Annotated in this window: 16 protein-coding genes and 2 pseudogenes; 11 read left to right on the top strand and 7 right to left on the bottom strand. The window is 69.7% G+C overall.

What is annotated here, in order from left to right; genetic code table 11:
- The first annotated feature begins 2 nt into the window (after positions 1 to 2).
- The gene (locus HTV45_RS31585; RefSeq protein ID WP_215209327.1) at positions 3 to 4,352 is read left to right on the top strand and encodes an amino acid adenylation domain-containing protein; all 4,350 of its coding nucleotides are present in this window, start codon (positions 3 to 5) and stop codon (positions 4,350 to 4,352) included.
- Between the two features lie 219 nt (positions 4,353 to 4,571).
- On the opposite strand, the gene HTV45_RS31580 is transcribed toward HTV45_RS31585, so the two are convergent.
- From HTV45_RS31580 to HTV45_RS31565, 4 genes are all read right to left on the bottom strand, one after another.
- Entirely contained in the window at positions 4,572 to 5,273 is a 702-nt protein-coding gene (locus HTV45_RS31580; RefSeq protein WP_215209326.1) for a response regulator transcription factor, read from the bottom strand.
- A complete protein-coding gene (locus tag HTV45_RS31575; RefSeq protein ID WP_215209325.1) occupies positions 5,270 to 6,400 on the bottom strand; it encodes a sensor histidine kinase in 1,131 nt (376 codons plus the stop codon). The genes HTV45_RS31580 and HTV45_RS31575 overlap by 4 nt, the downstream gene beginning before the upstream one ends.
- A gap of 104 nt (positions 6,401 to 6,504) precedes the next feature.
- Complete coding sequence (locus HTV45_RS31570) at positions 6,505 to 9,039, bottom strand: FtsX-like permease family protein (protein ID WP_215209324.1); 2,535 nt, start codon at positions 9,037 to 9,039, stop codon at positions 6,505 to 6,507.
- Entirely contained in the window at positions 9,036 to 9,794 is a 759-nt protein-coding gene (locus HTV45_RS31565; RefSeq protein WP_308309799.1) for an ABC transporter ATP-binding protein, read from the bottom strand. Before HTV45_RS31565 ends, HTV45_RS31570 begins: the two co-directional genes overlap by 4 nt.
- A gap of 1,090 nt (positions 9,795 to 10,884) precedes the next feature.
- On the opposite strand from HTV45_RS31565, the gene HTV45_RS31560 reads away from it, so the two are divergent.
- Genes HTV45_RS31560 through HTV45_RS31540 form a run of 5 tightly spaced genes read left to right on the top strand, consistent with a single transcriptional unit; the run spans position 10,885 to position 15,936 of the window.
- Positions 10,885 to 12,153, top strand: a complete 1,269-nt coding sequence (locus HTV45_RS31560) for an aminotransferase class III-fold pyridoxal phosphate-dependent enzyme (RefSeq protein WP_215209323.1) — start codon at positions 10,885 to 10,887, stop codon at positions 12,151 to 12,153.
- Complete coding sequence (locus HTV45_RS31555; protein ID WP_215209322.1) at positions 12,143 to 13,108, top strand: bifunctional 2-polyprenyl-6-hydroxyphenol methylase/3-demethylubiquinol 3-O-methyltransferase UbiG; 966 nt, start codon at positions 12,143 to 12,145, stop codon at positions 13,106 to 13,108. Before HTV45_RS31560 ends, HTV45_RS31555 begins: the two co-directional genes overlap by 11 nt.
- The gene (locus tag HTV45_RS31550) at positions 13,105 to 14,151 is read left to right on the top strand and encodes a Gfo/Idh/MocA family protein (RefSeq protein WP_215209321.1); all 1,047 of its coding nucleotides are present in this window, start codon (positions 13,105 to 13,107) and stop codon (positions 14,149 to 14,151) included. Before HTV45_RS31555 ends, HTV45_RS31550 begins: the two co-directional genes overlap by 4 nt.
- The gene (locus tag HTV45_RS31545) at positions 14,148 to 14,840 is read left to right on the top strand and encodes a class I SAM-dependent methyltransferase (RefSeq protein ID WP_215209320.1); all 693 of its coding nucleotides are present in this window, start codon (positions 14,148 to 14,150) and stop codon (positions 14,838 to 14,840) included. The genes HTV45_RS31550 and HTV45_RS31545 overlap by 4 nt, the downstream gene beginning before the upstream one ends.
- 13 nt (positions 14,841 to 14,853) lie before the next feature.
- Positions 14,854 to 15,936: a thiamine-monophosphate kinase gene (locus HTV45_RS31540; protein ID WP_215209319.1), complete on the top strand. Its 1,083-nt coding sequence runs from the start codon at positions 14,854 to 14,856 to the stop codon at positions 15,934 to 15,936.
- 175 nt (positions 15,937 to 16,111) lie between these two features.
- Here HTV45_RS31540 and HTV45_RS31535 read toward each other — a convergent pair whose 3' ends face one another.
- Entirely contained in the window at positions 16,112 to 16,264 is a 153-nt protein-coding gene (locus HTV45_RS31535) for a hypothetical protein (RefSeq protein ID WP_215209318.1), read from the bottom strand.
- Between the two features lie 158 nt (positions 16,265 to 16,422).
- Between HTV45_RS31535 and HTV45_RS31530 the strand changes: the two genes are divergently transcribed.
- From HTV45_RS31530 to HTV45_RS31515, 5 genes and pseudogenes are all read left to right on the top strand, one after another.
- Positions 16,423 to 16,875 carry a CU044_2847 family protein gene (locus HTV45_RS31530; RefSeq protein ID WP_251693233.1) on the top strand — a complete coding sequence of 151 codons (453 nt, stop codon included), beginning with the start codon at positions 16,423 to 16,425 and terminating at the stop codon, positions 16,873 to 16,875.
- Positions 16,868 to 18,970 carry a trypsin-like peptidase domain-containing protein gene (locus HTV45_RS31525; RefSeq protein WP_215209317.1) on the top strand — a complete coding sequence of 701 codons (2,103 nt, stop codon included), beginning with the start codon at positions 16,868 to 16,870 and terminating at the stop codon, positions 18,968 to 18,970. The genes HTV45_RS31530 and HTV45_RS31525 overlap by 8 nt, the downstream gene beginning before the upstream one ends.
- 41 nt (positions 18,971 to 19,011) lie before the next feature.
- Positions 19,012 to 20,016: a MoxR family ATPase gene (locus HTV45_RS31520; protein WP_215209316.1), complete on the top strand. Its 1,005-nt coding sequence runs from the start codon at positions 19,012 to 19,014 to the stop codon at positions 20,014 to 20,016.
- Positions 20,013 to 21,491, top strand: a pseudogene (locus HTV45_RS34935) (SAV_2336 N-terminal domain-related protein); the annotation flags it as partial. The gene HTV45_RS31520 and the pseudogene HTV45_RS34935, both read left to right, overlap by 4 nt.
- Before the next feature lie 1,134 nt (positions 21,492 to 22,625).
- A complete protein-coding gene (locus HTV45_RS31515; RefSeq protein ID WP_308309801.1) occupies positions 22,626 to 23,240 on the top strand; it encodes a molybdopterin-dependent oxidoreductase in 615 nt (204 codons plus the stop codon).
- Positions 23,241 to 23,451: 211 nt separating this feature from the next.
- Here the strand turns inward: HTV45_RS31515 and HTV45_RS31510 are convergent, their stop codons facing one another.
- Together HTV45_RS31510 and HTV45_RS31505 are read right to left on the bottom strand one after the other, a co-directional pair.
- Positions 23,452 to 23,817, bottom strand: coding sequence for a hypothetical protein (locus HTV45_RS31510; protein ID WP_215209315.1), 366 nt, complete (start codon positions 23,815 to 23,817; stop codon positions 23,452 to 23,454).
- 359 nt (positions 23,818 to 24,176) lie between these two features.
- Positions 24,177 to 24,464, bottom strand: a pseudogene (locus HTV45_RS31505) (DUF4839 domain-containing protein); the annotation flags it as partial.
- Between the last annotated feature and the right edge of the window lie 163 nt (positions 24,465 to 24,627).

Raw genomic sequence — 24,627 nt, 5'->3', positions numbered from 1 at the left:
CCATGCCGCACCCGCTCCCCAGCTACCCGATGTCCAGCGAGCAGGAGTCGATCTGGCTGAACGACCAGTTCCAGGAGGGCGCTTCCCGCTACCTGGAGTCCTGGACGTACCGGTTGCGCGGCGCTCCCGTCGTACCCGCCGCCGTGCAGGCCGCGCTGGACGGTATCGTCGCGCGGCACGAGGCCCTGCGCAGCCGCCTGCACCTCGTCGGCGGACAGCCACGCCAGACGGTGCTCCCGCCGGGCCCGGTCGCACTGGAGATCCGCCGCGTCACCCCTGGCCGCCTGCCGGCCGCACTGACCCGAGCCGCCACCCGGCCGGTGGCCCTGGACCGGCCCCCGCTCCTGCGGGCCACCCTGCTCCGGCTGGACACCCACGAGGGGGGCGACAGCGACGCCGTCCTGGTGGTGGCCGTCCACCACGCCGTCGTCGACGGATGGTGCTGGAGTCTGCTGGACACCGAGTTCAGCGCCCTCTACCGGGCCGCCCTGGACGGCTCCGACCCCGGTCTGCCCGAACTGCCCGTACAGTTCGGCCCGTACGCCCAGGCACGCCCCGCTCCCTCCCCGGCCTCCCTGGAGTACTGGCGCCACGCGCTGGCCGGAGCACCGCAGGAGTCGTCGTTCCCCACGGACCGGCCGCGGCCCGCCGTGCTCGGGGCCGGCGGCGACCGCGTGGAGTTCACCCTGGAACCCGGCCTGGTCACCGGTGTACGAGCACTGGCCAGGCAGGCTCGCGCCACCCCCTTCGCCGTGCTGGCCACCGCCCTGGGCGCGCTGCTGGCCCGGTCGTCGGGCAGGCAGGACGTGGTCATCGGCACTCCCGTCTCCCGGCGGGACGACGAAAACCTTGAGCCGATGCTGGCCTGCCTCACCGACGTCATGCCGCTGCGCCGGAACCTGAGCCCGGCCGCGTCCTTCGCCGAACTCACCTCCCGGACCAAGGCCGCGGTGTGGGACGCCGTCCGGCACCGCGACGTTCCCTACTCCCGCCTGGTGCGCGACCTGGAGGTGGAACGGTCCAGCGGACGCTTCCCGCTCTTCCAGGTGGTGCTCGGTCTCGACGACTCTCCCGCCCCGTCCCTGGACCTGCCCGGCATCACGGCCGAGCGGCTGTACGTGCACGGGGGCACGGCGAAGTACGACGTCTTCCTCCACATGGTTCCCCGGGCGGGCGGCATCCACGGCTACTGGGAGTTCTCCACCGACCTCTTCGACCGTGTCACGGCCGAGCGGCTCACCGCACGTCTGACGGCACTGCTGACCGCCGCCGTCGCCCACCCCGACCGGCCACTGGCCGAGCTGGACATCCTCCCGCCCCAGGAGCACGCCCTCCTCCAGCAGTGGACACACGGCCCGGCGCCCGCCGGTGACAGCCCGCTCGCCCACGAGGCCGTGACCGCTCAGGCACGGCGCACTCCCGACGCCCTCGCGGTCGTCCACCGGGACCGGACGCTCACCTACGCCCAGCTGGAAGCGGCTGCCGCGAACGTCGCCGCCCACCTTGTGGCCCGGGGCGCCGCGGGAGAGCCGGTCGGAATCCACCTGCGCCGCTCACCGGAACTGGCCGTCGCGGTACTGGGCGTACTCAAGGCAGGCGGCTCCTGCCTGCCGCTCGACCCCGACTACCCCACCGGCCGCATCGCCTTCATGGCCGCCGACAGCAAGATCAGGACCGTGCTGACCCAGCGCGACCTGACCGGCATGACCGACCTGGCCGGCGCCGAACCCGTCGTGGTCGACGGCCTCCCGCCCGCCCCCGCCGTCCCGCTGCCCACCGCCGGCCCGGACGACCTCGGCTACCTGATCTACACCTCCGGATCAACCGGCCGGCCCAAGGGCGTGGCCATGCCGCACCGCGCACTGGCCAACCTGCTGGCCTGGCAGCGCGACCGGTCCGCCGCGGGCGCCGGCACACGCACCCTGCACCTCACCCCGCTCAGCTTCGACGTGGCCTTCCAGGAACTGTTCAGCACCTGGACGACCGGCGGAACCCTGGTCATCGCCGACGACGAGACACGCCGCGACCCCGCCCGCCTCCTCGACCTCCTCGCGGCCCAGCGGATCGAGCGGCTCTTCCTGCCGTTCGTCGCCCTCCAGCAACTCGCCGAATACACCTGCGCCACCCGCCGCACCCTGCCGCGGCTTCGCGAAGTGGCCACGGCAGGCGAACAGCTCTTCGCCACCCCCGCCCTGCGGGAGTTCTTCCGCTCCCACGCGCCAGAGGCCGTACTGGACAACCAGTACGGCCCCACCGAAACCCACATCGTCACCGCCGAACGCCTCCCGAAAGACCCGGCCACCTGGCCGGACCTGCCTCCCATCGGCCGCCCGATCACAGGGGCACGCGTCCTCGTCCTCGACGGGACACTGCACCCGGTCCCGCCCGGCACGACGGGCGAACTGTGCGTCAGCGGCCCCGTACTGGCCGACGGTTACCTCGGCCGCCCCGACCTGACCACCGAGAGATTCGTCGTGCGCGACAGCACCCGCCTCTACCGCACCGGCGACCTCGTCCGTCATCTTGCCGACGGCCGCCTTCAGTTCCTGGGGCGCGGCGACGACCAGGTCAAGATCCGCGGCCACCGGGTGGAGACCGGCGAGGTCGAGGCCGCCCTGCGGGCGCTGCCCTCGGTGACCGACGCCGCCGTGGTCACCGAGGAGACCCCCACCGGGCGCCGCCTGGTCGCCCACTACCTCACAGCCGCCGGCGACACGGCCGCCGCCCACCCCGCCGCGATACGACAGGCACTGGCCCAACGCCTTCCCGAGTACATGGTCCCGGCCACCGTACTGAGACTCGAGAGCTTCCCCCTCACCCCCAGCGGGAAACTGAACCGCGCCGCCCTGCCCCGCCCCCAGCGGACGGACGCCCAGCCGCCCACCCCCTGCACCCCGCCCACCACCCCCACCGAACGCCGCATCGCCCGTATCTGGGGTGAACTGCTCGGCCTCACCCGCATCGGCGTCCATGACGACTTCTTCGCCCTGGGCGGCCACTCCCTGCTCGCCACCCGGCTGGTGCTCAGGATCCGCGAGGAACTGGATGTACAGATCCCGCCCGGCGCGGTCTCCGCCTCCGCGACCGTCGCCACCCTGGCCGCCCTCGCCGACGGGGAAGGCACCGCAGGAACGCTCGACCTGCCCGCCGAGATCGACCTCCCCACGGACATCGTCCCGGCACCGAAGACGGTGTCGGAACCGCCGACGGTCCTGGCGCCGCCGAAGACGGTCCCGGCGGTGAAAGGCCCAGCGCATGTCCTGCTCACCGGAGCCACCGGCTTCCTGGGCGCCTTCACCCTCCACGCCCTCCTGAACCGCACCGACGCCACCGTGCACTGCCTGGTCCGCGGCACCGACCCGAAGAGCGCCGAGAAGCGGTTGCGCCTCGCCCTGGAGACCTACGGGCTGTGGGACGAGCGCCGCGCTCATCGGGTCACCGTGGTGCACGGCGATCTCGCCCGGCCGTCGCTGGGCCTGTCCGAGGACGCCTTCGACGATCTCGCCGACACCGTGGACGCGGTGCACCACGTGGGGGCAGCGGTCAACCTCGTCTCCTCCTACCGACGGCTCAAGCCCGCGACCGTCGACGGCACCCGCGAGATCCTCCGGCTCGCCGCGCGCCACCGCACCGTCCCGGTCCACCACATCTCCACCGTGGGCGTGTACGCGGGCACGGCCTCGCACCCCATCGGCCCGGAGCACCCGACCGGGCCGCCCGAGGCCCTGGAGCACGGATACACCCAGAGCAAATGGGTGGCCGAAGGACTCGTCGAACAAGCTCGCCTGCGGGGACTGCCCGTCACGATGTACCGGCCGACCCGTATCGCCGGCCACAGCCGCACCGGCGCCTGCCAGACAGGTGACTACCTGTGGCTGATACTCAAGGGCTGTATCCAGGCCCAGGCCGCCCCCGCCCCCGTGGACACCGCCTTCGACCTGGCACCCGTCGACTACGTCGCCGACGCCGTGGTGGCGCTGTCCCTGCTCCCGCACACCGCCGGCCGGACCTTCCACCTCGCCGGGGGCCGGCTGCTGCGCCTGGAGACGACGCTGGACTGGCTGCGGACCATGGGGTACCACCTGCGGGAAGTCTCCCCGCAGGCGTGGCTGGACCGGATCAGCGCGGACCCCGACAACGCCGCGTTCCCGCTCCTCGGCACGCTGGCCGCAGAACTGACTGACGCCGGTTCGGAAGGCGGCCTGACCTTCGACCCCACAGCCACCGACGCCGCGCTGTCCGCAACGGGCGTACCGCGCCCCGAGGTCGACCGGGAACTGTTCGGCCGCTGCGCTGCCTGCTTCACCGCAACAGGATGGCTCCCGGAACCCGGCGGGAACCACGGCAGGTAGCTCGTTCCGACGTCGTGATCCGGCTGTGCGTCCGCGACTGCGGGAGCGACCCGATGCGTTCTGCGACACGTGCGGCGGCGGTGGACGATGGGGGTGCTCGGTGGAACGTTCCCCGGCGTCGCGAGGCGGTTCGCTCGCACGTACCGCTTGGCCGTCAGGGCGGGCGGCCGATCCCGGCGCCGGCATCGACGGAGCCGACCGCCACGACGCTCGCGACGCTCACTCGCCGAGGCTGACGAGTCCGGTCTCGTATCCGATGATCACGAGCTGGACGCGGTCGCGCGCGTTCAGTTTGCCGAGGATGCGACTGACGTGCGTCTTCGCCGTGAGCGGCGACATGTAGAGCGACTCGCCGATCTCGGAGTTGGTCTTGCCACGTGCGACCTCGGCGAGTACTTCGCGCTCGCGCTCGCTCAGGAGATCGAGAGGACCCGAGTCGCCGGGACGAAAGACCGGTCGGCGAACGAAGTCGGCGACCAACCGCTTGGCCATCGCCGGTGAGATGAGGACGTCACCGTCGGCGGCGGCGGCGATGGCCTCGAGCAGGAGGCGCGGTGGGGTGTCCTTGAGCAGGAAACCGGAGGCCCCGGCTCTGAGCGCCTCGTACACGTACTCATCGAGCGCGAAGGTGGTGAGCACGAGCACCTTGGTGGCGCTGAGCCGTTCGTCGCCGCAGATCACTCGCGTCGCGTCGAGCCCGTCCATGCGAGGCATGCGGATGTCCATCAGCACGACGTCGGGGCGTGTCCGCCAGGTCTCGGTGATCGCCTGCGCGCCGTCGCCGACCTCACCGACGACCTCGATGCCGGGTTCGTTGGCGAGCAGTGCCGCGAACCCGCGGCGCACCAACTCCTGGTCGTCGACGAGCAGCACGCGGATGTCGCGCCTCGCCACGGCAGGCGCGTCGAGACGAGGGGTCATGCCTCCCACCCGCCGGGTATCTGGTAGGGCACGAACGCCTGCACCGTGAATCCGCCGTTGTCGGTGGGTCCGGCGCTGACGGTGCCACCGAGGAGCTCCGCTCGCTCGCGGATCGCGACCAGACCGATGCCGGTGCCCGACGTCGCGACGCGTGCGGTGGCCGGGGCCTCGTTCGACACGGTGACGTGCACGCCGCCGTCCGCGTGCCGGAGCCGGACGACCGCGGGGACGTCGCCGGCGTGGCGGGCGATGTTGACCAGGCACTCGTGCACGATGCGGTGCACCGTCACCACGGTGCTCTCCGCCACGCCCGCAGGATAGTGACCGTCCTCCACCACCTCGACCTCCGTCGAGTGCCCGGCGGCAGCGACGACTTCGCTGAGGGTGGTGGTGGCCGCCGGTACCGGGCGAAGCGGCACCGACTCGTCGGACCGGAGGAGCCCGAGCAGGGATCTCAGCTCGTCGAGCGATCGTCTGCCCGCGTCGTTGATCTCGACGAGCGAGGTGTAAGCGGCGGCGGGATCGCGCTCGAACCGGTGGGCCGCGATGCCGGACTGGACGGTGATCGCCGACAGCGAATGGGCGACGATGTCGTGCAGGTCGTACGCGATGCGAAGGCGTTCCGCCTGGAGCCGCTCGGCGACCTGGCGTTCCAATCCGTCGGCTCGACGCCGCAGGTTGGAGCGACGGGCGTCGGCCGCGGCGACCGGGAGCAGGAGGACGGCTGAGTAGGTGACCCATTCGAGCCAGAACGGCTCATCACCGGCCAGCGCCCCGAAGCCGGCGACGACGATCGCGACGGACGATCCGAACCAGATCACCGAGCGATCGTCGCTCCGGCGCACGAGACGGAACAGCGCCAGGGCGAGCATCGGTCCCAGCGCGACCGGGCTGGAGGTCCATACGAAGGTGACGACGGTCAGCACGCCGATCGCCACGACGGTGACCCGACCGAACCGGCCGGCGGCGACGAGCAGCACGGCGGCGACGGCCGCGATCGCGATGCCGGGGAGCTCCCGTCCGGGCAGGACGTCCGGATCGAAGACGAACACGCCGATCGACACCGCCAACGCGGCGACGAGCGCGGCGAGATCGGCGCGACCGGTGCGGTGATCCGTATGCGACATGGCCCCATCATCGTCGGGACCGATCGCGGGCGCATACTCCCACGGGAGGTCTTTGCACCTGGACCGGTCGTAGGCCGTCCGGTCCAGGTGCCGGCCCGGGTGCGTCAGCGGTCCCGGCTCACCAGCTCGAGCACAGGCACCCGGGAGACCCGGAACGCGGGCCACGCCGCAGCGGCCACGCCCGCTGCCACCGCGACGATCATCGTCACTGCAAGACGGGGCCAGGGTACGACGATGGACGGGATCTCCGTGCCCCCGGCGACATCGATCATCGCCCAGCCGAAGCCGGCTCCGACAGCGATACCGATCGATGCCGCAACGAACGACAGGAGCGCCCCCTCGAGCCGCACGATGCGACGCAGCTCCCGTCGGGACGCCCCGACCGCTCGCAGCAGCCCGAGCTCCGCGGAGCGTTCATTGATCGCGAGCGCCGTGGTGTTGGCGACTCCGAGAAGCGCGATGAAGCTCGCCAGAATGAGCATCCCGTCGATGAAGTACCCGAACGCGGCGATCTCGCTCCCGCTGCCGGCGACGTGCTCGTCCCTGGTCTCCAGGAACGACCCGGGCGAATCCCGGACCAGCGCGCTCACGTCTTCCTCGGCGTCCGCCACCGCTCCGTCGGCGAGGTCGACGAACACCTGCGCATCGAGCAGACGGCCGACCGAGGCGTCGAGTGTCGCACGGTCGACGAAGTACGCCGGGGCTTCGAAACCGCCGGTGCTCCTCTCGACCACGGCAACGATCGGCGCCTCGATGGTCGATCGTTCGAACTCGATCTCCAGGGTTCCGCCGAGCAGCGCCGGGTCGTCACCGACCACGGCCACGCCTCCCGAGCTCAGATCGGCGAGGTCGCCGGCGATCGGGGCGAGGTCGTACACGGTGGGCAGTGCCGTCGGGTCGATGCCGCCGATCGCCTCGGCCTTCCCTGCCACTATCCCTTCGGCGTTCGACAGCGCGGTTGCCGAGTCGACGTCGGGCAGCGCTGCTATCCGGTCGGCCAGGGTGGGGTCGACCGTCGAGAAGTCGGGGGTCGCCGACGTGACCACCAGGTCCGCCCGCAGTCCCTCACGGACGTCCGTTCCCACCGCGCTCGTCATTGAGCTCGCGAAGACCGAGAACACCGTCACCATGGCGATTCCGAGCATGAGCGCGAGCGCCGTCGACGCCGATCGACGGGGGCTCGCAGCCAGGTTGCCCGCTGCGATCGAGCCGGACACACCGGCGGCGCGGCGGGCAGCCGGAGAGCTCCAACGTGCTGAAGCCGTCACGATCGCCGGGCCGCACAGCACGAGCGCCGGGACAATGGCAGCAGCGAGCCCGAGCCACACCGGGTTCGAGCCCACCACAGCCACAGCTCCTCCAGCGATCGCCGCCGCGGCGAGCACCAGTCCGCTCGCGGTCCGCACTCGGCTCACGACCCGGGGTTCCGCCGCGCTCTCGCGCAGCGCCTCGATCGGTGGTGTCGCCGCCGCGCGGCGAGCCGGGATCCATGCCGAGAGGATCGTCGCGCCGATACCGGCGGTCGCGGCGACCGCGATCGAGATCGGGCTCACGATCGTCGGCCCGGTGATCAGGCTGACCCCGGTGAGTCCGACGACCCAGCGCAGCGCGCCCACTCCCGCGACCCCGCACACCAGGCCGGCGAGCGTGGCGATCGTTCCGACGAACACCGCCTCGATCACCACTCCGCCGAGCACTTGGCGTCGTTCCGCACCGATCGCACGCAGCAGTCCCGACTCCCGCCGGCGGCGGGCGACGGTGAGCGCGAACGTGTTGAAGATGATCGTCACGCCGATCAGAAAGGCGACCACGGCGAAGGCCAGGAGGAACACGTTCAGGAACTGCAGCGGTGACGTCGCGGCGTTCTGCATCGTCCGGACGTAGTCGGGTCCGTCGACGACCTCGGCATCGGACAGCGCCGACAGCCGGCCGAGCACCTCGGTGCGGTCGGCACCCTCCGCTATGTCGACGAGAACCTCGGTCGGCGCCGCCGTGTCGAGCCAGTCGGTCACCGCTCCGTCGGCCAGCAGAACCGTTCGCTGCAGCGGTGCCGCGTCCGCCGACGCGAACGTCGCGATACCGGTGATGGTCGCGTCGTGCATCCCCGTGGCGGTCAGGACCTGTGCTACATCCCCCACAGCCACGCCTGCGTCATCGGCGAGCGACCGATCGATCATGATCTCTCCGACCTCGGCCGGTGGTCGCCCGCTCGCGAGCCGGAACGGATTGAGCGCCGGGTCGGCGACCCAGTTGCGACCGACGTCGCTCGCCGTGCCGGTTCCGACCGTCGATCCGTCGACGACCAGCTTCGCGAAGCCGGCCCGCTGCGAGGCGGCCCCGTCGACGCCGTCGACCGCGACCACGCGCTCGGTGATGTCGGGATCCAGTGATCGCCGAACCGACCTGGTGGGATCTCCCGGTCCGCCGCCGGGCTCGCCGAGGGAGACGCCCTGCACCACGGCGTCCGTCCCGGCCATCGCTTCGGCGATATCGCCGGCCGCTCGGCCGCGCATCGAGTCGGACAGCACCAGCGTCGCGACGAAGAACGCCACCGACAGTGCGATCGCCGCGCCCGTGAGCAGGAACCGGCCCCGGCTCGCGAACACGCTCCGGGCCGCGCTCCGCACCATCTGGCTCATCGCCCCAGGCCCTTCATCACGTCGAGCACCGAATCGGCCGACGGGCGGTCCATCACGTCGTGCACTCTGCCGTCGACGACGAACACGACGTGGTCCGCCCAGGCAGCGGCGTTGGGATCGTGCGTGACCATCACGATCGACTGTTGATGTTCGTCGACCGCTGATCGCAGGTATCCGAGGATCTCCTGTCCGGACCGGGTGTCGAGGTTGCCGGTGGGCTCGTCGGCGAACATCACGTGTGGCTGGGCGACCAGCGCCCGGGCGATGGCGACGCGCTGTTGCTGGCCGCCCGAGAGTTCCGTCGGCCGATGACGCATGCGATCACCGAGGCGCAGCATCGACACGACCTGATCGAGCACTCCGTCGCTCGGCCGGCGGCCCGCCAACGTCAACGGTAGGTGAATGTTCTCCTCGGCGGTGAGGGTTCCCACGAGATTGAACGTCTGGAACACGAACCCGATCCGTTCTCGGCGCAGCATGGTCAGTGCGCGGTCGTCGAGGGTCGACAGATCGGTGTCGCCGATGAAGGCGCGACCCGACGTGAGTCGGTCCAGCCCGGCGGCGCAGTGCATCATCGTCGACTTTCCCGAACCCGACGGGCCCATCACAGCCGTGAACTTCCCCGTCGGGAACGCGATGGTGACGTCGTCGAGAGCGACGACGGCCGACTGGCCGGAGCCGTACCGCTTGACCGCGCCGGCGAGCCTGGCCGCAGCGCCATCGGCGTTGGACGACAGCGCGCTCCGGGACTGCACATCGACGACCGGGGACTCCGGATGTGGGGACACGAGACCTCCAAGGAGTGGTTGGTGTCCACCACGATGCTGGCGGCCCCCGGCGGCCGGCGTCCGCCCGCAGGAGGTGACGCGTACTCGCACGGGATTACATGAGCGACCGGACGGCCGGCCTTGGTCGCGTCCTCGTGCCCGTCCAAGCAGGACACCCCCGCCGACCACGTGGTGGAGTTCCTCAGCCGGGTCTCCGGCGCACTGCGGAACCTGGCCGGCTCGGCTGACCACGCGGCGAGGACGGTACGGAAAGCGGACGCGGCACGGCGAAGCTGAACCGCTCACCCGGGCAAGCGAGCAGACGTGCTGCCCAGCAGGACCCTGCGGCCCTGCCGCTCAGCGCCGCCGGCCTTCGGCACCCCACCGATACCTCACCGGCGCGACAGGGGGCCGACCCGCATATAAGCCATGTGACGCTCCATCAGAAGGAGCGTCACCTGAGCGTCACGAGCGTCGTTCCAGCGTCAGGACATCGCCCGTAACGCCCACACCGCGCATAATGCGCACGGGAAAAACCGCAGGTCAGGAGCCCTTCGCGGCCGGTTCGAGGATGGCGACACACTCCACGTGATGCGTCATCGGAAAGATGTCGGCCTGAGCGAGTCGCGGAAAAGCCCAGGTCAGAGCATATTTCTAGCCGCGTGAGCAGTCTTTGAGAGGGCCGGAGCGTCAGATGAGCGTCATCACTCATCCGTGAGCTGGATTCGCGAACCGCACTTCTCATTGCTGACGGCGACTCCGAGATGGCCGTTGACTCCCCCGGGCTGGAGCCAGCCATGAACCCCTCTATCCATCGTCTTGCTCGCCATGGGTAGCCGCCAGCACATGGGGATCGGGTACACGCGACAGCGGCCTCGGAAGAAGAGACGGATAGGCCCACGCTTCGTCAGTGCCGGACACCGCCTCCGTCTGGGCCCCCAGCACTGATGGTCACCGCTGCGACCGTCGCGCTTCTTCCGACGGAGGGACCGGCGGATTGAGCGGATGTTGGTCGCGGTGCTGTGCGAGGTAGGCGGGAGCGAATACCATCCCCGCACGGAGCAGAGAGGGGAGCCCTTTGGGGGGACAGGCGCTCAGTATTGGTGGGGGCACGCCAGCGATCACCATCTCGCGAGGGGAAGGCGTCCGAGTCTGGGACACCGAGGGCCGGGCATACATTGACTGCACGTCGCAGAGCTGGGCGCTGTATCTCGGCCACACACATCCGGAGATCCGAGCGCACGTCAGTCTGGTGATGGGCGACCTCTGGCACACGCATCAGGGATTTGACACAGTGCAACGCGATGAGTTCGCGGACCGGCTCATCGGGCTCAGCAAGACATCCGAGGCGGAGTACAGGTACGACCGTGTCGTCCCGGCGGTGTCCGGGGCACTGGCTCTTGAATCTGCGATCAAGCTCGCGGCACTGGACCGTCCGGACCGCCGACTGATCGGGCGGGTGCGAGGCTCATTCCACGGGACGACACTGGGGATGGCCGGGGCTTCCTGGCCTGGCACGGACGACGTACCCACGGAACGCCGCACGTTGGCGGCCTTCACTGGCTTCGGGCCCACCTTTGTCAGCCTGACCTTCCCGGAACCAGGTCGCTCCCCGCAGGAGAATCTGCACGTCCTGGACGAGGAACTCACCCGGGTCGGAGACTCGCTGCTGGCCGTCCTGGTCGAGCCTGTACAGGGATCCGGTGGACAACGGGAGATACCCCGGTACTGGCTGGAGCGATTACGGGACAGGGCCGCGCAGCAGGACTTCATGGTGATCTACGACGAGATCCAGACGTACATCCGCGCCGGACGCTACTTCACGCACATCGACCAACTCGGCCCGCACATGGTCGCGCTGGGAAAGGGGTTGGCGGGTGGATTCGCCTGCGGTGCCGTGCTGATGAGAGACGACGTTCCCGGCTTCCCCCCGACGGGTACTTACGACCTGCACACATTCGCCAGTTCGGCGCTCGCGCACAGCGTTGCGGTAAAGGTTCTCGACATCGTCGAGCGCGACGGTCTTCTGCTCGCCGCCCGTGACAGCGGCGCGCGGCTCCGCCAGGGCCTTCAGGCTTTCCACCACCATTTTCCCGAGATCTACGAGGTGCGTCAGGTCGGCCTCCATATCGGCGTGGAATTCGTACGACCAGGTACGGGCGTGCCTGCTGCGGACGTCGCAGCGTCTGTGCGACGCGCGGCCATGGAGCGCGGCCTCCTGCTCGGGCTCGGAGGGTACAAGCCCGAAGTCGTCAAGGTTAAGCCACCTCTGATCGTGACACGCGAGGACATCGACGTGATCCTGGAGCGGTTCGGCGAGGCCCTGGAAGCAACGCATGCGCATTGAGGTGCCGTCCTGGCTCCGCCAAGATCCCGACACCGACGTCGACCACGACTACCTCACCGAGGAAGAGATCGACGTGCTGCCCGACGGAGTCTTCTTCAAGCGGAAGGCCACTCTCACCAGACACCGATTCGTAAAGGCAACCATCCTCGTCGACGGCTTCCCGGTAGTCATTGAGATGGTCGACAACCGGGGCAGTTGGCAGTTTTCAGCCGCAGCATTTTCGAAGCTGCGCGGCCGACTGCCCGCCGAAGTCGCCGGGGTCGGCGAGGAAGGGTTGTTGGCGCTGCTCGGGCTCACCGACACCGTACGCCCCGAGGGAGTGCCGCTGCCACCCAGCCGGGTGCGCCACCCACAGACATACGACGATGTCGTCGGGCTATACCGGGACTACTCCGACATGGAAAAGCAGGGGCACTTTACGGACGACAGCCCCGACATCGACCGATTGCGCGCGGTCATCGCGGCGACGCCCGCCGGAAGCAGAGTCGTCGACCTGGGGTGCAACAGCGGCGCATTCGGTGCCCGGCTCATCGAAGGAAATGGCTGCGTCGTCGCGGGAGTAGACCTCGCCCACCGCCTTCTCATCGAGGCCCGACGCAAGGGAGTGCAGGCAGTCCGCGCCTTCGCTGAGCGAACGCCCTTCAGGTCTGGTGCGTTCGACGTGGTGCTCTGCTGCGAGCTGTTAGAACACGTGCTAGATCCGGATCTGTTACTAGAGGAGGCCCGGCGTCTGGTCCGCCCCGGGGGCCTGCTAGTGATCACCGTTCCGCATGCCAACGGCGAGTGGGGAGAGCACGACGTGCCCTACCACGCAGAGCACCTGCGTGCCTACCGGGAGGACGACTTGAACGCACTCGTACAGGCCCACGGCTTCAAGGTGACACAGATGCTGGTACATCACTATGGGCACACTGCGCCCCAGGAACTGGTCATGTCCGCTGCGAGGTATCGGTGACGGGGCTACCCGCGGTCGTCCTGGGCGCGGGGAAATCGGGAGCACAGCTGGCACGGGCATTGCATGCCCATCCGCGGGTCGACCTTCAGGCCGTCGTCGGCGGCTCCTCGGGCAGCGCCTCGGAACTGGGTCGCCACCTGGGCGTGGCGGCCTTCAACGAGCCCGACGAAGGCTGGCACGTGCCCAGTGGCGGCATTGTCGCCGTGGCCTCCCCGCACGAACGGCACGTGTCGCAGGTCCTGAACGGTCTGGCCGCCGGCGCAGATGTCCTCGTCGACAAGCCTGTGGCAATCGACGGCCTCGGCTTCGAGCGCATCTCGGCCGCAGCGGCGGCAAGCGGCAGAGGCGTGTCCTGCGGCATGGTCCAGCGGTGCAGCCCGGATATGGTGCGTTGCCGCGACTATCTGCGGGAGCGGGGCGAGCAGATCCACGCAGTCGCCGTGTCACAGATCCTGCGACGGGAATCGGCCTACTACGCGGGCTGGAAAGGCGATCCCCTCGTGGCTGGCGGCGGGGTCCTTCTGAACCAGGCGATTCACGCTCTCGATCTGGCGCTCTACCTAACGGGTGCGGTGCCCTTGGTTGCACGAGCTACTCTGCGCAGCTCACGCTCAATCCGGGTTGAGGACCACGTGCACGCAGCCATCGAGACGGACCAGGGGGTGCTCTCCCTCACGGCTATGACCTGTGCTGCCGCAGAGGAGTCACAGGTGATCCGTGTCTTCCTGCCGACGGAAACGGTGCTGATCGTAGGCAGCGAGACCCCGCGATGGCGACGGGTCACCTCCTCCGTGGAGGACGCGATTGCGGAACTGGCTGCGAAACCCGTTCCGTTCGGTCCCGGCCATGCCACGTGGGTGAACGACGCGGTTCGGGCATGGCTGTCCCGAACGCCCGCGCTATACGAGTGCGAACTGGAACTGGTGCGGGCGAGCCACGAGGTCGTCTACGCCCTGTACGAGTCGGCTGTACAGGACGGCGCTGCGGTTTCCGTGGCATCGAGAGGACCGTCGAGGCGACCGGTTCCGGGCGGCGCCTCGTGACGGCCGGATTCTACGAACGCCCTGACGTTGCCCAATGGCTGCGCCGGCTGCCTGTGTTCGCCGGCGAGCGGCTACTTCTGGACGCGCTGGGGGACGGGCGTCAGAGGGTGGCCGTGGACGTGGGGGCCGGGGCTGGGCGCCTGTGCTCCACGCTCCGGGCCGCGGGTTGGTTATATAGGGCAGCCGATCCGTCCGATGTGCAGATCGGGCGCCTTCTCCTCGACCAGCCGGACGTCGAGGCAGTCGTCGCCGACGGCTCCGACCTGCCCTGGGCGGACGGGAGCGCCGAGCTCGCGCTGCTGGCCTTCCACGTCCTCGAGGCCATACGCCCACGTGCTCGCCGACTCGCCACCCTGCGTGAGGTACGCCGAATACTGAAGCCCGGTGGCGTCCTGCTCCTGAGCCATCACCGCCGCTGGCGCTATCACCCGGCCCAACAGGTCTGCCACTGGATAGCGGGTGGCCACGGTGGTGCCGACTTTGGCGACCTGGTGCTGCGCGGGCGCACCAGGACGGGTGGAGTGCGCGTCGATCATCTCCCGATGCACATTCTCGGCGGGGCGGAGTTGCGCGGTATGGCGCGGGCCTGCGGTTTCCGTCCTGTCGGCTGGGTACCGCTCAAGACAGCCGATGGGCGGCTGACCCGATTGCTGGCCCGCGATGTCCTGTGCCGTTGGGAGGCCGTATGAACGAGGAGTGCCAATGACCCGCTGGGAGGAGTTCCACGCGATCCGCGCCATCCGAGCGGCGGTCGGTCGCCTGGACAACGGCTGGGAGGACACGGCCTGCCTGCAGGTGAAGGGTGGCGGCCATGTCCTTGTCTCGTCCGACCATATGGGGGCGGAGCACGCTTATCCAGGGGAGGACATACGGTCCCTCGTACGGCGCGGAATCCTCGAGGCGTTCAGTGACCTTGCCGCGAGCGGAGCGCAGCCTGCAGGACTGCAGATTGATGTACGCGCCCCCGACGACTTCACGACAGAGGATTTCCGAGCGATCGGGTTGGCAGTGGACGACGCTCTCGCGCTAACCGGCGGGTTGCTATTGCAGGGGTCGAACCTTTCCCGTGGCGAGTTCGGGGTGAGTTCGACGGTACTGGGCATGTGCGACGACGGGCGCCGTCCGTTGCGCCGCCATGGTGCCCGCCCCGGTGACCTCGTCGTCGCATCGGGGCCCTTCGGCGGCTGGGATGGTGCACTGGCCTTACTCAACGCAGCGGTCACTGACCAGTTAACTGACGAGGAGTGGGAGAATCTCCTCACCGACTTCCTCGACTACCGCCCCGAGCTAGCCATAGGTGCCGCGCTGCTGTCGACCGGACTGGTCAGTGCGTGTCTTGACTGCAACGACTCACTGGCGAAATCGCTCATCGATCTGTCGTACGCCTGTGGCCACCGCCTTGAGATCGACTTCATCGATATTCCTGTCGCACCTAGCGCGCAGTACGCCGAGGCTGCGGGTGTCGCCAGTCTCCGTCGAACGGTCCTTGCCGGGATCGCGGGAGACGACCGGTTGCTGTTCACGGTCTCTCCCTCTGACGCAGAAGAAGTGAGCAACGAGGTGTTCCGCCGGGTCGGCCGACGTCCGGTGACGGTCGGTCGTGTCAGCGCTCAGCTGGGGGTAGGCGCCGTTGTGAGGAACCACGACGGCATAGAGGCGGACCTTGGCCGAGACCAGCCCACCACCATCTACCTGCCTGGTTTCAGTCCGGGGCAGCGCCGACTCGGACTCACCGCATACCCTTCGGCTGGACGGCGGTTCGGCCCTCGCCAGCCCTCCCCATGACGACCACGGCGCCGCTACAAATCAGCAGGGCGCAGGACCTCCTGGGCAGGCTCACGAGTCACCACGCACTCCGCACACGAGGTCGCCGACAAAGAGGTCGCCTGAGCAGGATCGGGAAATTATGTCAAGGCGGCTTTCTCTCCGTCATGGCCCTACGTTGGTTCGGTATCGGCGATCACGGGGCCCAGGTGATCCACATGCGGTGATCGCTGAAGAGGCACCTCTGCTGGTGCGCAACGTAGCACTTGGCGAGGACCTCGACGAAGTGAGTGCCCTGGTCCGCCGGACCCTGATAACTCTTGACCCTCCGCGCAAAACTGGTCGCCATGGTACGGAGCGCCCCGCATCGACCCGCCCAGTCCGGGATTCTCAACCCACGGGCAGCACGGCGGCCCTCGCACCGGACCTCCGCCAGGAGAAGACCGTGAACAGGCCCCCGCGTCGGTTGTCGGGAAGTAACCTGAGCAACTCAGGTGTGTGACCGTGATGTTGTCGCCCGAGCAGGGTGCGGACGGCACGGAGATCGGTGACAGGAGCGGCGGAGCTGTGGCGTACCGGGTGCGGGAAGTGGAGATCGGCGGCGAGACTGTCCTCGCCCGCGTGGAGACGCTCGACCCGGACGAGGTGGATCTGCGTAAGCGGCTCACCGAATACGGCGAGGAGGAGGAGGTCACGGCCCTCGACACCCTGATGGAACGGGTCGACAGCGTCCAGCGGGTAATCCGGTTGGTCGGCACCTCCGTGCTTGAGGCCGCCCGCGAGGCCGCCCGCCCCGACGAGGTGAGCGTCTCGTTCGGTGTCGAGCTGGCGGCCAAGTCCGGCAAGGCGGTCGCGTTCCTCGCCGACGGCGAGGCCAAGGCCGCCCTCAACGTCACGCTCACCTGGCGGCCCGGCGATCGGAACGACGGCACGACCGCCGGTGCGCAGGGGAATGCCTGACCAGATTCCGCGCCTGGACCGGCTGGCCAGGGCGGCAACGGCGGCGATCGGTGCACAGGACGGCAAGCACTGGGGATCCGCCGGGCTAGTCGCACCCGGCTGGGCGCTGACCGCAGCCCATGTGGTCCGGGCCGCGGGAGCCGCCCCGTACACCGTGACCCTGTGGAACGGCCGCTCGATCCCGGCAAGAACCGGCTACCTGCTGTCCGGGGTTCCCGACAGCGGCCCCGTCCCCGCGGAGTCGGACATCGCCCTCGTACGCCTGCTGGAGGACGACACCGATCACGCCTGTGTCTGGCTCAGCGACCGCGGCGACCCGCCCTCGCGCGAGGTGCGGGCCTACGGCTGGTACGTCGCCGGTGGCAAGCGCGGCGAGGAATTGCTCGACTGGAACGGCGTCTGCGTGGTCGCCGGGAACGACGGTCCCTACAGTTTCCGCCTCGGTCCGCAGACGGAGATTCCGAAAGGGTCTTCCGGGGGACCGGTCATCGACCTCTCGCAGGGCGCCCTGGTCGGCCTGACCAAGGCCAGCAGACGCACGTCCGAGGGGGACATCAAGGACGGCGGCCGGGCCGTGCGCAGCACTCTGCTACGGGAGTTCGTCAGCCCCGTCGTCGTGGACCCCGACCATGCCCTCGGGCCGGACCCCTACCACGCCCTGGTCTGCGCCCATGACCGGTGGCACGCCGAAGGCGACCTCCTCCGCGACGGATGGACGGACGTCCAGGGCGAGCTGCCGGGCAACGGTCTGCCGGACATCACCACCTCCTGGTCGCCGGGCGACCGGCTGGAGCTGTTCGAGCTGCTGGCCGCTCTCCCGGCGCCCGACGACCCGACGCTGGTGCGGAGCCTGCTGCGCGTGGTGTTCCACAACCACGCGAAGTTTCCGGCCATTTCCGCCCTTCGGCACTGGCGGGACGGGCACGGCGAAATCCATCAGTACAGGATGCAGTTCACGATCGAGGCTCTGCCCTATCTGCGGTACGCCAAGCTCGTCGCCCTCGCCGTCTCATCGATGCCGGGCGCCGCGTCCGCGGCGGCCGACCTGGACCGCTGGGTGGGACGCCGCATGCGCCGCCTGGGCCTGGAGGCCGACGTCAGTGTGGGTGAGGTCGCCCTGCCTGGGCGGGTCGACGGAGACATCACCGTGCAGGGCGAGACGAACGCGATGGGGATCCTGGTGCACTCCGGCGGGCATGCCCAGGACCCGCCGCTCGCCGCAGAGCCCGTACAGGTCGGCATCCTCGACGCCCGGCCGGGCGACGGGCCCAGCGTGCTGCTGGAGCTCGAACCCGCCCTCTGGTCGCCCTCGGTCGCCTTCCACTGGCGGCTGCGGGTCCTCGACCCCGAGCAGGACGACGACGCGGTCGTCGACGCCGACGAGAACGGCGACGGGGTCCTGCCGGACGACCTGCCGCTCCGGCTCCAGCGCCCGCTGGCCCGGCTCTTCCTCCAACTGGACACTCCCGAACGCTACGCCCCGTTGGAGGTCGTCCTTCCGCCCGAGCATTTCGACCTCGCCGTACAGCGCTGGCTGCCGCAGGCCGCCGTCACCGACCTGGACCTATCGGACCCCGCCTGCTGGCCGCTGGGCGTACGCCGGCAGGTCGTCGTCCGGGACGCGTCCCGCCGAGGCGGCGTCGACCCCCTATGGGAGATGCGGTGGAAGGAGACGGCCGCGGCGGCGCCGCTACGTGCCCTGCGGGCGCCGCAGCCCGGCCGGCTGCTGCGCCGCGCCGGTCTCGCCGGTGCTGGGCCCGACCAGGTCCCGGTGGTCTGCCGGCCAGCCGCCGACGCCACCGGCCGCGAGGTTCTGCGCCTGGCCCTGGAGAGCGGACACGGCGTCTTCCTGTGGAACGCCGGGCCCCACCCGCCGAACGGATGTGACGAGCGGTGTCACAGCTTCAGCGGCAACGCCGCCCGGCTGCTGGCGGACGCGGGCTCCGCAGCCGAGCTGCCCGAGCGGCTGCGCGTCCTGCGCGAGCGGATCCACCGCCGCGATCCGCACGCCTACTGGGCCAAGCCCTTGGCCCTGATGTACGACGACGCCGACCGGCCCCTCGCCGAGCCCGCAGGTGTTCTCGACGCACCCTGACCCTCGCCCGCACTCCGCCGCCCCCGCACCGAAGGAGTTCCATGAACAGCGACTGGTTCATCTACCAGGGCGTGAGCGAACCGCACGACGGCATCAGCCGACTGCCCCCGCCACCCCCCTGGCGCGCGTTCGACGGTGAACTCGCGGGGTCACCGCCGGCCCCCCCGCTCGACAGCGCCTCCACTCGCCGGCTCGGTATGTCCCGGGGCCGGTTCGCCGTCCGTGGCCCGCTGGACGAACTCGAACTGATCAACGCGGCCCTGTATCTGCGCCGCCCGCTGCTGATCACCGGCGACCCCGGCACCGGCAAAAGCACGCTCGCCCACTCAATCGCGCACGAGCTGAAACTCGGCCGCGTGCTGCAGTGGCCCATCGTCAGCCGCAGCATGCTGCGCGACGGGCTCTACCAGTACGACGCCATCGGCCGGCTCCAGGAGTCCCAGCTGCTCGGCACCACCGACACCGGCATCGGCCGCTATCTGCGGCTCGGTCCACTCGGCACCGCGCTCCTGCCCTCAGAACGGCCCCGCGTGGTGCTGATCGATGAACTCGACAAGGGCGATGTCGACCTGCCCAACGACCTCCTCAACGTGCTGGAGGAGGGTGAGTTCGCCATCCCGGAGCTGGAGCGCGCTCGCCGGGATGACGAAGGCGGGACGGTTTCCGTACTCACCCACGACGGGTTGTCCGCGACGGTCGTGGACGGGCGCGTGCGCTGCCGTGAGTTCCCCGTGGTGGTGATGACCAGCAACGACGAACGCGACTTCCCCGCCCCGCTGCTACGCCGCTGCATCCACCTCGACATGCGCACCCCGAACGCCGACCGGCTCGCAGCGATGGTCCAGGCACACTTCGGCAGCGCGTCCGCGGAGGAGAACGAGGACATCATCGAGCGGTTCCTCTCCGCGCCGCCCGGCGGGCTGCGCGCCGCCGATCAACTCCTGAACGCGATCTACCTGACGCAGTACAGCGCCCAGGAGGACCCTGTGGGGCGCGAGCGCCTCGCGGGCCTGCTGATGCGTCCGTTGGGACCGGGCCGACCATGAGCACGGAGCCGGGAACGCCCGGAGGCGCGCGGCCGGGGGAGAGGGGGACGCCCCCGAACCAGGACACCGCGCCGGCCCGCCCACCAGTGGAGGAGCTGGTGCGTAGGCTCATCGGCGCGGGCCTATCCACGGCCCCTGACACGGTCGCGGACGCTCTGTGGCTGGCCCGGTTCGTCACGCCTTCCCCCACGGGGCCCGGAGACACCGGGACCGAGGCTTCGCCCCCCGCGCCCGGAAACGCGCCCGCCGCCGCCCCGCCGCCCCCGCCCCTGCCCGGCCTCGGTGCCGGCCCGGAGGACGAACATATGGTCCGCCTGCGGGCGCAGGCCGGCCAAGCCGACGCCTCGGTCGGCGTCCAGTTGCCGGGCGGCACCGCGTTGCCGGACACCCAGCCGCTGCGCCGCGCCCTGCGCCCGATCCGGCACTACAGCCCGCCGACGGGGGCGCCCTCCGATCCCGCGCTCGACGAGGCCGCCACAGCCGAACTCGCCGCCGAGACCGGCTTTCTGCTGCCTGTACTGGAGAGACGGGACCGGCCCGCGGGGCGTCTCCAGCTCCTCATGGACGTCTCCACCTCGATGGCGCCCTGGCACCAGCTGCTGCGCGAACTCCGGCGTGCCTGCGGACGTTCGGGCGCCTTCCACGACATCGCCGTTCACTACCTGCACGAACTCCCCGGCACCGGGACGGTCGTGGTCTCCGACTCCCCCCGCCCGGACTCCGTGTCCACCCCGGCCACCGGACTCCGTGACACAGCCGGGCGGACGATCACCCTGCTCCTCTCCGACTGCACGGGCCCGCTCTGGCGCAGCGGCCGCATGCAGCGCGACCTCCACCGGCGGGCGCAGGCCGCACCCGTCGCCGTACTCCAGCCGCTGCCGCAGCGCATGTGGTCACGCACCCACCTGCCGCCAGTCCCGGGCACCCTGCGACGGCAGGAACGCAGTGCCCGCTGGCACTTCCACGCCCACGACCAGGAGCCGCCCGATCCGGCGTCGAACGCACTCGCCGTCCCAGTCCTCCCGCCGACGCCTTCGGCGCTCGGGGCCTGGTCCCGCGTGCTGGCGGGCACTACCCCGGTGGTCAGAGGAGCCGCCGCCTGGGTGCTTCCCCGCCACCTGGCCTCCCGTGCACCGAGGGCCGCCACGGCCGTGAGCGACCCCACACGCCTCCTGCGCGCCTTCTTCACGGCCGCCTCACCCGACGCCGTCCGGCTCGCGCACTACCTGGCGACCGCTCCCCTCATTCTTCCGGTCATGCGCCTTGTGCAGCGGGTGATGCTGCCCCACACCGGCCCCTCCGAGCTGGCGGAGGTGCTGCTCAGCGGCCTCCTCGTACGCCGTCCCGAAACATCGGCCGACATCGACGACATCTTCTTCGACTTCCAGGACGGTGTGCGGGAGCAACTGCTCCACAGGGTCGACCGCGGCGAGGCCGCCCTCGTCTTGCGCGAGGTCTCGCACTACGTGGAGCGCCAGTTCGGCCGTGGCACCCGGAACTTCCCGGCGCTCGCCGCGACTTATCTCGACGGCACCACCGGACACATGAGCGACGCAGCGGGAGCGGGTGAGGAGTACGCGCACCCCGCCGAGCAGGCGTTCGCCCACGTGGCAAGCCAGGTGCTCCGGCGCTTCTACCCGACCGCGAGCGATTCGCCCCTCCCTGCGTCGGCGGAGTCCGCCGGACCCGTCCGGCTGCTCAACGTCGAGTGGTTCGCCCACTTCCGGCGCGCTGACCGCCATCTGCACCGTTACGACGAGGGTGGTGCCGTACGCGATCTGGAGGAGGCCATCCGGCTGCTCCGCGTGTTGCGGGAGAGTCCGTGCGACAACGCACGGTCGACGTGGCTGCGTGGGCTCCTCTCCGGCGCGCTGCTGCGCCGCTGGCGGGCCCTCGGTATGCCGGAGGATCTGACCGACGCAGTGGAGACGGCCTACGAGGGCGCCCGACTGCGGGACCTGAACCGCCCGGTCGTACCTGGCGATTTCGTTACCACCAGCGCCCTGGGGGACGCGCTCGTCGCGTTGGCGGGCGAGCACGACAGGACGGAGAACTGGACGCAGCTCGTCCTCCCAGAGCTGCTGGAGGGGCCGCCCGGACATTTCGGCCCGTCCTGGGCGGTGTACGGGTTGCTGACGCGGGCGGCGGACGCCTACGGAGCCGTGGCGGGCCACCCCGATCAGGAGGCGCACACGGAGCACGCCGAGCGCAGGGCCGCCACGATGGTATTGGCCGCCGACGCGCTGGCCCGGATTCCTGCCGCGGAGGCGGGGGGCGACAACACGCTCGCCATCGACTACGAGGGCTGTCTCGCCGGCGCCCTGACCCTGCTCGAACACGGACCCGCCATGGATGCTGCTCTCCTGGCGACGACCGCAATGAAGCTTGCCCGTCACTTCAACGGGCAGGGCCCGCTCACCTGTGCCGAACGGCCCGATATGGCGGAGGGCCACGCCCACAAGGCCGCCTCGGCACTGGCCGACCTGCTGGCGGACCAGACCGAGCGGCTGGGCCCCGACCACCACGACACCCTCGCCACCCTTCGGAGGCTCTCCTACTGGCAGCGGTGGACCAGGGACAGCGACCGGCCGCGCGAGACGCAAGGCCCGATTCCCATCCGTACCCGCGCCGACGAGGCCCTTCCACCCGGACAGCGTTCGGTGGCGGACTGGCCCGCGCACCACTACGGCCCCGTCCCGAAGTTCAAGTCGGAGCGGTGGGAGTTCCGCGTCTTCGGCGCCACAGCCTCCGGCGACAAGTACATCTGGAACTACGAAAAGTTCACCGAGCTGCCGCTGTCGACGGTCGTAGCCGACCTGCACTGCGTCTCCGGCAAGACCGTTCCGGACAACGAATGGTCGGGGGTGGCCGCGTCGACCCTGCTGGCGCTCGCCCCTCCCGCGCCAAACGTCACCCACGTCATGGTCTGGGCCGAATACGGCTACAGCGCCAACCTCCGCCTGCACGAATTCGCCTCCGACCAGTCGCTCCTGGCGCGGTTCCGCAACCGAGAGACGCTCACACCGGAGCACGGATTCCCGGTCCGGCTGGTGGTACCTCCGCTCTACGGCTGGAAGGGCCCCAAGTGGGTCAGGGGAATCGAGTACATGACGCATGACCGCCGGGGGTTCTGGGAGGAGCGCGGCTACCACAACATCGGCGAGGTCAGGCGCGAGCAGCGCTACAGCCATCAGGAAGAACCGGGTGAGGGGCCGGTCCTGTAAGGGCGCCTCACCCCACCGTCAGCACTGCGTTCCCCCGCACTCCTCTCCGGTGCGGCGGCAACGCCCTGGCCTCGATGGTGCCACCACAGGATCTTTGCTAGCTGGTGGGAGGAAAAGACCGGAGACAAGGTCCGCGAACTCGGCCGCGCATCCTCCACGTGCGATCAGCCTGCTGTAACCCGCACCTACAACGGCCAGGACCGTTGGGTGGCTACGTGGCCTTCGACCTATGCCGCCAAACGGCATGCTCCAGTTCCCCTTTGTCGTGCCCGAGAAACGCGGCGGCTTCCTCATACACGGCGCGCAACTGGTCGTATGGGAGGTCCGGAACACCAGCATCCACGGCGAAGGCGCGCAGATGTACGTCAACGGCGACGTGCGAACGGCCGACAAGATTGCCTATGTAGTCGATGCTCTTCGGCCCCACTCCCTTCACCGCGCGCAGGGCGGCGCGATTGGCCTGATGATCGAGCCAGGCGTGAAGGTCCTCGCGGGTATCGACCCCGTCGGCAGCGAGGAGATCGGTGATGGCGTGAGCCGTCGCGACCTTCTGTGCGTGGTTGAACTTCATGCCCACGGCAAGGACTTCCGTGACGAGCCGGCGCTGGAATCCGCGGACTGTTCTTGCATCAGCCCAACTCACTTGCAAATGGAGGAGCCGCGGTCGGAGAGTCCTCTCGTAGTTACACCGTGGCTGGAAGCTGACGTCGCAGATGACAGCACCCATGTGGGTCCATCCGCCGGGCTGGAGAAACGGTCCGCTGCCAAGGAAGTGTCGAACGTGGTCGGCGAGCCGTTGGGCAGATGTGGGCATGGGTCAAGGATGGCGCTGCCGTCTGGCAAGCTAGTGGGAAAGTTCAAAACTCTCGAATGGATGGAGCAGGGGGCCGTTCCATCGGGCAGCTCCCTCCATGTTGGGAAGGATGGCCATCTCGGCTACCGGGTCTCCGTCGAGACCGGGGCGAGGCGGAATAGGCACTGGACCGTGTTGAACTCGATCACCTCGGCGATGAAGCGGAACTTGTCGCCAACTGCAATGGTGGCAGGGACCTCCTTGCCGGTCAGGTGGAGGTTGCCGGTGTTGACGTCCTCGTACTGGAAGTTCGGGCCGTCCGTCGTCTGCGGCCCCTTGTCGCCCGGGCCGAGAAGGAAGTCGTAGCGGGTCCGGTCATCCGCGTGGACCGCCATGTGCCTGATCGACCCGTCGAAGGCAACCGTCTGCCCCTCGTGCTTAGCCTCGCGCTTTCAGTGCGACGTGAAGTCGCTGTCATGCAGTGGTAGTTGCAAGGAGAGGAGTCGACTACTCCGGCCTGTGACCGATGGCCGGTCCCCAGCCTCGGGTGCGTCTGCGGTGACGCGGGGGTGCTGAGCCGAGGTGGTCAAGCTC

Source organism: Streptomyces sp. CHD11 (genome assembly GCF_018638295.1).
Lineage (GTDB): Bacteria > Actinomycetota > Actinomycetes > Streptomycetales > Streptomycetaceae > Streptomyces.
Note: the sequence above shows the minus strand (reverse complement) of the source record. Positions and strands in the feature narration are given on the sequence as shown.

Bases quoted from the DNA above. Each gene is read 5' to 3' on its own strand.
- HTV45_RS31525 (WP_215209317.1), top strand. From the start codon at position 16,868: ATGCCTGACCAGATTCCGCGCCTGGACCGGCTGGCCAGGGCGGCAACG.
- HTV45_RS31540 (WP_215209319.1), top strand. From the start codon at position 14,854: ATGACCCGCTGGGAGGAGTTCCACGCGATCCGCGCCATCCGAGCGGCG.
- HTV45_RS31555 (WP_215209322.1), top strand. From the start codon at position 12,143: ATGCGCATTGAGGTGCCGTCCTGGCTCCGCCAAGATCCCGACACCGAC.
- HTV45_RS31575 (WP_215209325.1), bottom strand. From the start codon at position 6,400: ATGTCGCATACGGATCACCGCACCGGTCGCGCCGATCTCGCCGCGCTC.
- HTV45_RS31570 (WP_215209324.1), bottom strand. From the start codon at position 9,039: ATGAGCCAGATGGTGCGGAGCGCGGCCCGGAGCGTGTTCGCGAGCCGG.
- HTV45_RS31580 (WP_215209326.1), bottom strand. From the start codon at position 5,273: ATGACCCCTCGTCTCGACGCGCCTGCCGTGGCGAGGCGCGACATCCGC.
- HTV45_RS31585 (WP_215209327.1), top strand. From the start codon at position 3: ATGCCGCACCCGCTCCCCAGCTACCCGATGTCCAGCGAGCAGGAGTCG.
- HTV45_RS31520 (WP_215209316.1), top strand. From the start codon at position 19,012: ATGAACAGCGACTGGTTCATCTACCAGGGCGTGAGCGAACCGCACGAC.
- HTV45_RS31535 (WP_215209318.1), bottom strand. From the start codon at position 16,264: ATGGCGACCAGTTTTGCGCGGAGGGTCAAGAGTTATCAGGGTCCGGCG.
- HTV45_RS31530 (WP_251693233.1), top strand. From the start codon at position 16,423: ATGTTGTCGCCCGAGCAGGGTGCGGACGGCACGGAGATCGGTGACAGG.